The sequence below is a fragment of the Shewanella sp. POL2 genome (assembly GCF_000282755.1).
Taxonomy (GTDB): domain Bacteria; phylum Pseudomonadota; class Gammaproteobacteria; order Enterobacterales; family Shewanellaceae; genus Shewanella; species Shewanella xiamenensis.
In genome coordinates, this window is record NZ_AKZL01000129.1 from 1 (window position 1) to 9,572 (window position 9,572).

Sequence of the window (9,572 nt, forward strand, 5' to 3'; positions counted from 1 at the left end):
AGCTTTAAGCTCCCTTTTTATTACTCAAAACACTCGGCAACATTTTTGTTACTTTTTACTGTTCAGTTTGGCATTTTTGGGCTAGGTTAGGTCAAAAGTTTTATCTATAAACTAATTTGCAGGGACACAGCAAAAGGAGCCCAAGATGAAATCCGCCGTAGAGCAGCTATCAACCTATAAGAGTGTGCATTTAAATCCGCGAAATATTCGAACTCATTTTATTGGTATTCCATTAATTATATGGTCGGCTTTTCTATTATTAGCGACAATCCGTATTCCATTTGGTAGTGCTGGCGATGTGAGTTTAGGTGTGATTTTAGGGGCTGGCGTGCTGGTTTATTATTTTCGTTTGCATGCAAGGTTAGCGATTGGTCTGGCCTTGTTTATCGCCCCCGTCGTGTATTCAACAGAGTTAGTGGCCTCCTCTCCCAACGCCTTCTGGTTGGCTATATCGGTATTTATCGTCGGTTGGGTTTTTCAGCTGATTGGCCATCAATACGAGAAGGCAAAGCCTGCCTTTATTGATGATTTAAACCAACTGTTAATTGGCCCGTTTTTCTTAATGGCCGAAGTGTATTTTATCCTGGGGCTAGAAAAAGATTTAGATGCCCAAATTACACCTATTGCGATTGAGAAACGCCGTGCACTCGAAGCGCGGCTGAAGACGCAAAGCGTTAAATAATCTCTTGGGGGAGAGGGAAATAGGCTGAATTCCATTTGGATTCGGCCTATTTTTTTATCTGTAGTAAAGTTAGCGGGGTGGTTGATAATGCTGTGGGATAATTCGCACTGTTTTGACCATATTGTCAGCGACTTCAATGACTTCTAGCGGGTAGCCTGCAAGGCGTAGGCTCGTGTTTTCGGAGGGGATGTCCTCCAAATACTCTAAAATCAGGCCATTGAGGGTTTTAGGACCATCGGTTGGAAAATCCCATTTCATCTCTTTGTTCAAGTCTCGGATGGTGATACTGGCATCAATCAAATAACTGCCATCCTGTTGTTGGTTAATCTCTTCACTCGCGGTTGGTAACATTGAAGTGGTGAAGTCACCGACAATTTCTTCGAGGATATCTTCGAGTGTTACCAGTCCTTGGATGTCACCGTATTCATCTACGACGAGGCCAATACGTTCTTTGTTGTGCTGAAAATTGGCTAATTGCACATTGAGTGGTGTGCCTTCAGGAATAAAGTAGAGCTCTTTGACGGCGCGCAGCAATGAGGATTTACTGAACTGCTCTTTTGATTGCAAGCGCAGCGCATCACGCAGATGAATAAAGCCGACAGCATCGTCAATGGTATCGCGGTAAACCAACACGCGAGTATGTGGGCTTTGGATCACTTGGCGATTGATATACTTAAAGTCATCATTGACGTTAATTGCATAGATATCCGAGCGTGGCACCATGATATCTTCAACAGTGACTTTTTCTAAGTCTAGGATCGATAACAACATTTCTTGGTGGCGTTGGGGGATCAATGCGCCAGCTTCATGAACGACTGTGCGAAGTTCTTCCTTGCTTAATGCATCGCTGCTGTTGATAGACTTTATCCCCACTAAGCGCAGTATGCCCGTGGTGATAAAATTGACGCTAGTGACGACATAGGAAAATACTTTCGATAGGGCGATAAGTAAATAGCTTGATGGAAAGGCGATACGTTCAGGATTGAGTGCGGCAATGGTTTTAGGTGTGACTTCACCAAAGACGAGCACGACCAATGTCAGTACCCCTGTTGCAATCGCGACCCCTAAATCGCCCCACAGACGCATTCCGATAATCGTGGCGATGGCTGAAGCAAGAATATTAACCAGGTTGTTACCAATCAAAATCAAGCCAATTAAGCGGTCTGGACGTTCAAGTAACTTGAGGGCACGAATGGCACCTTTGTGACCATTTGAGGCGAGATGCCTTAATCGATAGCGATTAAGAGTCATCATGGCGGTTTCAGAACCTGAAAAATAGGCAGAGAAAAGGATAAGCACCAATAAGAAAATGAGGAGTGCGCTTGTCGATATAGCGTCCAAAAATAGGCTCCAATTAGGCCGATAGGGTTAAGTTGATACCGAGAAATAAACGGGGTGTCAAGTCAGCTTAGCGAGTAAGCACCTAAGCTGACTTGAAATTATTAACTAAGAATTAATTCTTTGACAATGCGAGCGCCAAAATAAGCTAAGGATAACAAGGTTGCACCAGTTAAAGTGTAAATGACTGCGGTGCGAATTTTACAGCCAACCCAATACTGCTGCCACAGCATAGCGATATACACGAACCAAGCGATAATTGACAAAATCGCCTTATGGCCTTTGCCATCGGCAAACATGTCATCGAGGAAGATAAAGCCTGTGGCTAGGGATAAGCTCAGTAAAATGACCCCAATAATAACAAGATGATAGAGCTGCTTTTCTACCGTCATCAGTGGTGGAATGCTAGGGCTTAACATGAGTTGTTTCTTTTTGAGCTTGTTTTGGATCATCGCCAGTTGAATCGCGTACAGGGCGGCGATCATCAGGGCGCTGTATGCCATGAGAGAGAGCACAACGTGCGCTAAGACCTCAGGATACAATTCAAAGTGAGTAATAAACTTAGGCGGCAATAACCAGAGCAGGGCTACAGAGAGCACGGAACAGGCATAAACCACGGGCACAACCACAATCACTTTTAGCCTAAACATCATCACGGTAAAGGTGAAGGCGATGATCCAGTTCACTAACGAGATCACATTAGTGAGGCTGAAGTTTTGTCCGTCAGGGGTAAATATCGCTTGTGAGAGGGCGGCTGCGTGTAGAATCACCGCAATCGCTGCGATACCTGCAACGGCTTTACGATTAGGGCCTTCAGGATGGAAGAGCCGGCTTGTCACTAATACCAATGCGATGCAATAAAAAAACATGGCTGAGGCAGAAAAAATGACCATGGGTAATTAACCTATTTGTGTTGTTAAAGGTGCCTTATATCCCCAAACTACTTGAAACTCGTATTTTCAGATTGTTTGAGTTTTAACTGGGCATACAGATCAATATTTTGCCTAGAATAGCATGAGCTATCGGCAAATGGGCAGTGACATAAGTTGCAAAATTTAGCAGATTCTTATTGTTAGGTGTAAATAGTCGCCATCAAGTCGCAAAATAAGTGTGGTAGCAGATTAAATGCCTAAGTTAACGCAACCGGGGCGTAGCAGTAGCATAATACGCACGCATGGTTATAATACTGCCCATTAATCGAGATCCTTAAAGGTATAGAGCAGGACGATGTTTGAGAATCTAACCGACAGACTGTCACGCACGCTGAAAAACATCAGTGGCCGTGGTCGCTTAACTGAAGAAAACGTTAAGGAAACCCTGCGCGAAGTGCGTATGGCACTGCTGGAGGCCGATGTTGCCCTGCCTGTAGTGCGTGAGTTCGTTAACAATGTTAAAGAGCGCGCCGTTGGCCAAGAAGTGGCGAAAAGCCTAAGCCCAGGCCAAGCCTTTATTAAGATAGTTCAAAGCGAACTTGAAAAATCCATGGGCGAGGCGAATGAAGCCTTAGATTTGGCGACTCAGCCACCCGCAGTGATTATGATGGCGGGTCTGCAAGGTGCGGGTAAAACCACCAGCGTTGCCAAACTGGGTAAGCTGCTGCGTACGCGCCATAAAAAATCGGTATTAGTCGTCAGTGCTGACGTTTATCGTCCAGCGGCGATTAAACAGCTTGAGACCTTAGCGACCGAAGTCGATGTGGAGTTTTTCCCATCGGACGTGAGCCAAAAGCCAATCGATATCGCTAAGGCGGCCATTGCCCACGCTAAACTTAAATTTATCGATGTAGTAATTCTCGACACCGCGGGTCGTCTGCACGTCGATGAAGCCATGATGGATGAGATCAAGGCGCTTCACGCGGCGGTTAAACCGATTGAGACACTGTTCGTGGTCGATGCCATGACAGGTCAAGACGCAGCGAACACGGCCAAAGCCTTTAACGAAGCGCTGCCGCTCACCGGTGTGATTTTAACTAAGGTCGACGGTGATGCGCGCGGTGGTGCGGCATTATCGATTCGCCACATTACCGGTAAGCCGATTAAATTCCTCGGTGTCGGCGAGAAGACCGATGCCCTAGAGCCTTTCCATCCAGACCGTATCGCCTCACGTATTCTCGGTATGGGCGACGTATTATCGCTTATCGAAGAAGTTGAGCGCGGTGTCGATAAAGAAAAGGCGATGAAGCTGGCTTCCAAAGTGAAGCAGGGCGGTAGTTTCGATCTCGAAGACTTCCGTGAACAGCTGCAGCAAATGAAAAACATGGGCGGCATGATGAGCATGATTGAAAAGCTGCCCGGTGTTGGTCAGTTGCCGCCGGATGCTTTAGCGCAAATCCAAGATGGTAAAATGACCCGTCAAATGGAAGCCATCATTAACTCAATGACGGCGAAAGAGCGTAAAAACCCTGATTTAATTAAGGGCTCACGTAAGCGTCGTATTGCTGCGGGTTCGGGGACTGAGATTCAAGATGTAAACCGTTTATTGAAACAGTTTACCCAAATGCAAAAAATGATGAAAAAAATGTCGGCTAAGGGCGGCATGCAAAAGATGATGCGTGGAATGCGCGGTATGATGCCTGGCGGAATGAAATTTCCAGGGCGCTAATCTCAACGATTTTCATCAAAGTTGATGTCTTATCAGTTGGTTGATTGTATTTGGAATGAGGCGGGCAATTCTATGGCAGGTTTAATAATCGCCAGATTGGGTTGCATTCGTTGAAAAGTCAGGTAAAATCTTCCGGCTTTCTATCTGGGACTCTTCGCGAACACGGGGTTCCAGTTTTTATTTTTGCTTCAAGCAAATCATTAGAGGATTGAAAACGCATGGTTACCATTCGTTTAGCTCGTGGTGGCGCTAAAAAGCGTCCATTTTACAACATCGTTGTTGCTGACAGCCGTAACGCTCGTGACGGTCGTTTCATTGAGCGTGTTGGTTTCTTCAACCCATTGGCCCGTGGCCAAGAAGAAACTTTACGTTTAGACCTAGCTCGCGTTGAGCACTGGGTTGCGAACGGCGCTGCGACAACTGATCGCGTAGCAAAATTGATTAAAGACGCTAAAGCTGCTGCTTAATAGCGTTAAGGTATAGATTGATGAGCAGTAACCAACAGCCAGTCGTACTGGGGAAATTAGGCTCCTGTCATGGCATTAAGGGTTGGCTGAAAATCACCGCCTATACCGATTCTGTTGAAGGTATCTTTGATTATTCGCCTTGGCTTATTAAAGAAAATGGCGAATGGCGTGAAGTAAAAGTCACTCAGTGGCGTTACCAAGGCAAGGCCGTTGTGGCCGAACTTGAAGGTGTCACCACGCGGGAGCGAGCACAAATGCTCACCAATTGCGAAATTGGTATCCTGCCGCAGCAGATGCAATCATTGCCAGAAGACGAGTTCTATTGGCGTGATCTTATCGGTTGTGAAGTGATTAATACTACCGGCTATAACATGGGGATTGTCGATCAAATCGTGGAAACCGGTTCGAACGATGTCCTACTTGTTAAGGCCAACGCTAAAGATAGTTTCGGCAAAGTGGAACGTATGGTTCCCTTTGTCCCAGGGCAATTCATCTTGAAGGTGGATGTCCAAGGTAAACAGATTTTAGTGGATTGGGATCCTGACTTTTAAGTCGAGGTACAACATATGTGGTTAGGGGTAATTACCCTGTTCCCAGACATGTTTCGTGCCGTAACAGACTTTGGGGTTACGGGTCGTGCCGTGAAAAACGGTCTGCTTGAGTTGCACACGTGGAATCCTCGCGATTTCACCCATGATAGACACAGTACTGTGGATGACAGGCCTTACGGCGGTGGTCCTGGTATGTTGATGATGGTGCAACCCTTACGCGATGCCATTCATGCTGCGAAAGCAGCAGCAGGCGAAGAGGCAAAGGTGATTTACTTGTCACCTCAAGGACGCAAGCTGGATCAGCAAGGCGTTACTGAGTTGGCTAAATCATCCCGGTTGATTTTGGTGTGTGGTCGGTACGAAGGTATTGATGAACGCATCATTCAAACGGAAGTGGATGAAGAATGGTCGGTTGGGGATTACGTGCTTTCGGGCGGCGAATTACCCGCAATGACCTTGATAGATGCAGTATCGAGATTGGTTCCTGGCGTGCTAGGAAAACAAGCTTCGGCGGAGCAAGATTCTTTCTCCGACGGTTTACTGGACTGTCCTCATTACACGCGCCCTGAAAGTCTGGATGGACTCGATGTACCTGCAGTACTGCTAAGTGGCAACCACGAACAAATTAGACTCTGGCGTTTGCAGCAAAGCCTTGGTAGGACTTTTCTAAGACGGCCAGAATTATTTGAAAATCTAGCTCTGACTGACGAACAATCGACTCTTTTAGCGCAGTTCGTTGAAGCAATGGACAAGCATGCTTAGTCGTAGCTCAGTTAATTCTAGAACGGAGTAAGTTATGAACAACATCATTAAAATGCTCAACGATGAGCAAATGAAACAAGACGTACCTGCGTTTGGTGCTGGTGATACAGTAGTAGTTCAGGTTCGTGTTAAAGAAGGTGATAAAGAGCGTTTACAGGCTTTCGAAGGCGTTGTAATTGCTAAACGTAACCGTGGCCTGCACTCTGCATTCACAGTACGTAAAATCTCTAATGGCGAAGGTGTTGAGCGTGCATTCCAAACGCACAGCCCTCTGATCGCTAGCATTGAAGTTAAGCGTCGTGGCCGCGTTCGTCGTGCCAAACTGTACTACTTACGTGACCGTTCAGGTAAATCTGCACGTATCCGTGAAAAGCTGGCTACTAAGTAATAGTACCCGCTACAGAAAACAAGACGTAGTGTTCGCACAGAAAACCGCCCTAGTGGCGGTTTTTTGTTGGCTGAAGTTTGCCATTTTAGTGATTTCGCGTGCGTTTAAGGCTTTCGACAGAGAGCCACTGTGCCTTCAAGCCTTTGCCTTGTTATAAGAGCCGCTCGTCATTTGAGTTGAATAACTACACATCATTCCTCGTTTCGCGAGCACATGCTTGCCAGAACGAACAAAATCTAATATCGAAACGTTAACACGCCCTAATGCGATTGGTATAAATGCCGAATTTGTTAAATTCTTCCTTGATCTTCTGCCAATTAATAGGCATATTGGTCGTCTATTGTAATGGTGTATCATTACGATATTACATGGTGGCCTCGGCTATTTAATTCTTCCCCCAGCGGTTTGAGATCCAGACTCCTGATAACCTGGGGATATGACTTCAGTTTTAGGTGGTAAGCATGCAACAGGATACGATCAATAACGTACACATCAGTTCAGAGAAAGTCCTTATTACACCGCAGGAGCTAAAAGCGACTCTGCCACTCTCTGAGCACGCGTATCGTTATATCCTCAATGCACGCAAAACCGTGGCGGATATTGTCCATAAGCGCGATCACCGCGTGCTTATCGTCACTGGACCTTGTTCTATCCATGATATCGATGCCGCCAAGGAATACGCTTTAAAGCTTAAAAAGTTACACGATGAACTCAGCGATGAGTTCTACATCTTAATGCGAGTCTACTTTGAGAAGCCACGTACCACAGTGGGTTGGAAGGGGATGATTAACGACCCCGATATGGATGAATCCTTCGATGTCGAAAAAGGCTTAAAGATGGCGCGTGAGCTGATGATTTGGCTTGCAGAGCTTGAGCTGCCCGTCGCCACCGAAGCGCTCGACCCTATCAGTCCGCAATATATTTCGGAGCTAGTGACTTGGTCGGCCATTGGTGCTCGCACGACTGAATCGCAAACCCACAGGGAAATGGCGTCGGGTTTGTCTATGCCCGTTGGCTTTAAAAATGGTACAGATGGAAAGCTCGATGTGGCAATTAATGCCCTTAAATCGGCGGCCAGCAGCCACAGATTTATGGGGATTAACCAACAGGGTCAAGTCGCTCTGTTGCAAACGGCGGGAAACCCCGATGGGCATGTGATCCTGCGCGGCGGCGTAACACCAAACTACGATGCGGCCAGTGTGGCTGAATGTGAAGCGCAGCTACATAAGGCCAAACTCAATGCGCGCCTTATTATCGATTGCAGTCATGGCAATTCCTCTAAGGATTACACCAGGCAAGTCCCTGTGTGTGAAGATGTGTTTGCGCAGATCTACAACGGCAATAAGTCCATTATTGGCGTGATGCTAGAAAGTCATTTAAACGAAGGTAATCAAAGTTGTGATAAACCATTAAGCGAATTGGCCTACGGGGTTTCTGTGACAGACTCCTGTATTAATTGGGAAAAAACCGAAAGCGTTTTACGTGCGGGCGCATCGAAGTTATCTTCGGTATTGCCAACGCGTTTTGATATGCTCAAAGTGGCCAATGCTTGAGAGCAAATCTTAAGTGCCTAACGTTTAAACACCTTCCTTTTAGGTGGGTAGTGGACCGATAACATGAACGAAAAAACCACAACTGAATTAGAACACCTTCGCGGCCTTATCGACGGCGTCGACCAGCAATTGCTGCATTTACTGCGTAAACGGCTAGATTTAGTCGCGCAGGTGGGCACAGTTAAGCATGCCGCAGGCCTGCCGATTTATGCGCCGCAACGTGAAGCCGCAATGCTGGCAAAACGCCGCGAAGAAGCCAAAACCATGGGTATTGCGCCTCAACTTATTGAAGATATTTTGCGCCGCTTGATGCGTGAGTCCTATCTCAATGAGAAGGATGTCGGCTTTAAGCAAGTGAAAAATGACCTAGGTTCAGTTGTGATTGTGGGCGGGAAAGGCCAGCTTGGTGGACTGTTTCAACAGATGCTGTCGCTCTCGGGTTATCAGGTCAAAGTGCTCGATAAAGACGACTGGCAGCAAGCGGAAACCTTATTTGCTGATGCCGGATTGGTACTGGTAACTGTGCCTATCGCCATCACCTGCGACCTTATCCGTGCAAAACTAACCCAATTACCACAGGACTGTATTTTAGCCGACTTAACCTCTATCAAGACTGAACCGATGAATGCCATGTTAGCTGCCCACAAGGGACCCGTTGTTGGCTTTCATCCTATGTTTGGCCCAGATGTTGGCAGTTTAGCTAAGCAGGTTGTGGTGGTGTGTCATGGACGCGAAGCGGATAAATACCAATGGTTACTCGAGCAAATTACGATTTGGGGCGCACGAATTGTCGAAGCCGAGCCTGAACGCCACGATAATGCGATGCAGTTGGTACAGGCGATGCGCCACTTCTCAACCTTTGTGTATGGCTTAAACCTTTGCAAAGAAGAAGCAGATATCGAAACTCTGCTGCAATTTAGCTCGCCCATCTATCGCTTAGAGCTCGCCATGGTAGGGCGCTTGTTTGCCCAAAGCCCAGAGCTTTATGCCGATATTATTTTTGCCCAACAGGACAGCCAGCATGCGATTGGCGATTATTTGGATAACTATCGCGAGGCATTAGAGCTATTAAAGCGGGGCGATAGGGAAGCGTTTATCAACCAGTTCCAAACGGTTGCTAAGTGGTTTGGTGATTTTGCGCCGCAGTTTCAGCGTGAAAGCCGCATGATGCTGCAATCGGTAAGTGATATGAAAACGAACTGATAATGAATGAGTTAGTCATAAAAAATG

Annotated in this window: 10 protein-coding genes; 8 read left to right on the top strand and 2 right to left on the bottom strand. The window is 46.6% G+C overall.

Going from position 1 to position 9,572, the window contains the following annotated elements:
- Positions 1-145: 145 nt before the first annotated feature.
- Positions 146-682, top strand: coding sequence for an Mpo1-like protein (locus SHEWPOL2_RS20670; RefSeq protein ID WP_037431250.1), 537 nt, complete (start codon positions 146-148; stop codon positions 680-682).
- Positions 683-751: 69 nt separating this feature from the next.
- Here SHEWPOL2_RS20670 and SHEWPOL2_RS20675 read toward each other — a convergent pair whose 3' ends face one another.
- A complete protein-coding gene (locus tag SHEWPOL2_RS20675; protein ID WP_037415623.1) occupies positions 752-2,023 on the bottom strand; it encodes a CNNM domain-containing protein in 1,272 nt (423 codons plus the stop codon).
- Between the two features lie 101 nt (positions 2,024-2,124).
- Entirely contained in the window at positions 2,125-2,913 is a 789-nt protein-coding gene (gene ccsA, locus SHEWPOL2_RS20680) for a cytochrome c biogenesis protein CcsA (RefSeq protein WP_037415626.1), read from the bottom strand.
- A 334-nt stretch (positions 2,914-3,247) separates the two neighbouring features.
- Between ccsA and ffh the strand changes: the two genes are divergently transcribed.
- The 7 genes from ffh to tyrA all read left to right on the top strand — a co-directional run bounded on the left by ffh (position 3,248) and on the right by tyrA (position 9,545).
- On the top strand, positions 3,248-4,621 hold the full coding sequence (gene ffh / locus SHEWPOL2_RS20685; RefSeq protein ID WP_037431253.1) for a signal recognition particle protein: 1,374 nt from the start codon (positions 3,248-3,250) through the stop codon (positions 4,619-4,621).
- Positions 4,622-4,839: 218 nt separating this feature from the next.
- Positions 4,840-5,088, top strand: a complete 249-nt coding sequence (gene rpsP, locus SHEWPOL2_RS20690) for a 30S ribosomal protein S16 (protein ID WP_011071566.1) — start codon at positions 4,840-4,842, stop codon at positions 5,086-5,088.
- Between the two features lie 20 nt (positions 5,089-5,108).
- Positions 5,109-5,639, top strand: a complete 531-nt coding sequence (gene rimM / locus SHEWPOL2_RS20695; RefSeq protein ID WP_037415631.1) for a ribosome maturation factor RimM — start codon at positions 5,109-5,111, stop codon at positions 5,637-5,639.
- A gap of 15 nt (positions 5,640-5,654) precedes the next feature.
- On the top strand, positions 5,655-6,401 hold the full coding sequence (gene trmD / locus SHEWPOL2_RS20700) for a tRNA (guanosine(37)-N1)-methyltransferase TrmD (RefSeq protein ID WP_037415633.1): 747 nt from the start codon (positions 5,655-5,657) through the stop codon (positions 6,399-6,401).
- A 34-nt stretch (positions 6,402-6,435) separates the two neighbouring features.
- A complete protein-coding gene (rplS, locus tag SHEWPOL2_RS20705; protein WP_006080791.1) occupies positions 6,436-6,789 on the top strand; it encodes a 50S ribosomal protein L19 in 354 nt (117 codons plus the stop codon).
- A 461-nt stretch (positions 6,790-7,250) separates the two neighbouring features.
- Complete coding sequence (locus SHEWPOL2_RS20710) at positions 7,251-8,342, top strand: 3-deoxy-7-phosphoheptulonate synthase (protein ID WP_037415636.1); 1,092 nt, start codon at positions 7,251-7,253, stop codon at positions 8,340-8,342.
- A gap of 63 nt (positions 8,343-8,405) precedes the next feature.
- Entirely contained in the window at positions 8,406-9,545 is a 1,140-nt protein-coding gene (gene tyrA, locus SHEWPOL2_RS20715; RefSeq protein WP_037431256.1) for a bifunctional chorismate mutase/prephenate dehydrogenase, read from the top strand.
- Positions 9,546-9,572: the final 27 nt, after the last annotated feature.

Bases quoted from the DNA above. Each gene is read 5' to 3' on its own strand.
- SHEWPOL2_RS20670 (WP_037431250.1), top strand. From the start codon at position 146: ATGAAATCCGCCGTAGAGCAGCTATCAACCTATAAGAGTGTGCATTTA.
- ccsA (WP_037415626.1), bottom strand. From the start codon at position 2,913: ATGGTCATTTTTTCTGCCTCAGCCATGTTTTTTTATTGCATCGCATTG.
- ffh (WP_037431253.1), top strand. From the start codon at position 3,248: ATGTTTGAGAATCTAACCGACAGACTGTCACGCACGCTGAAAAACATC.
- rpsP (WP_011071566.1), top strand. From the start codon at position 4,840: ATGGTTACCATTCGTTTAGCTCGTGGTGGCGCTAAAAAGCGTCCATTT.
- rimM (WP_037415631.1), top strand. From the start codon at position 5,109: ATGAGCAGTAACCAACAGCCAGTCGTACTGGGGAAATTAGGCTCCTGT.
- trmD (WP_037415633.1), top strand. From the start codon at position 5,655: ATGTGGTTAGGGGTAATTACCCTGTTCCCAGACATGTTTCGTGCCGTA.
- rplS (WP_006080791.1), top strand. From the start codon at position 6,436: ATGAACAACATCATTAAAATGCTCAACGATGAGCAAATGAAACAAGAC.
- SHEWPOL2_RS20710 (WP_037415636.1), top strand. From the start codon at position 7,251: ATGCAACAGGATACGATCAATAACGTACACATCAGTTCAGAGAAAGTC.
- tyrA (WP_037431256.1), top strand. From the start codon at position 8,406: ATGAACGAAAAAACCACAACTGAATTAGAACACCTTCGCGGCCTTATC.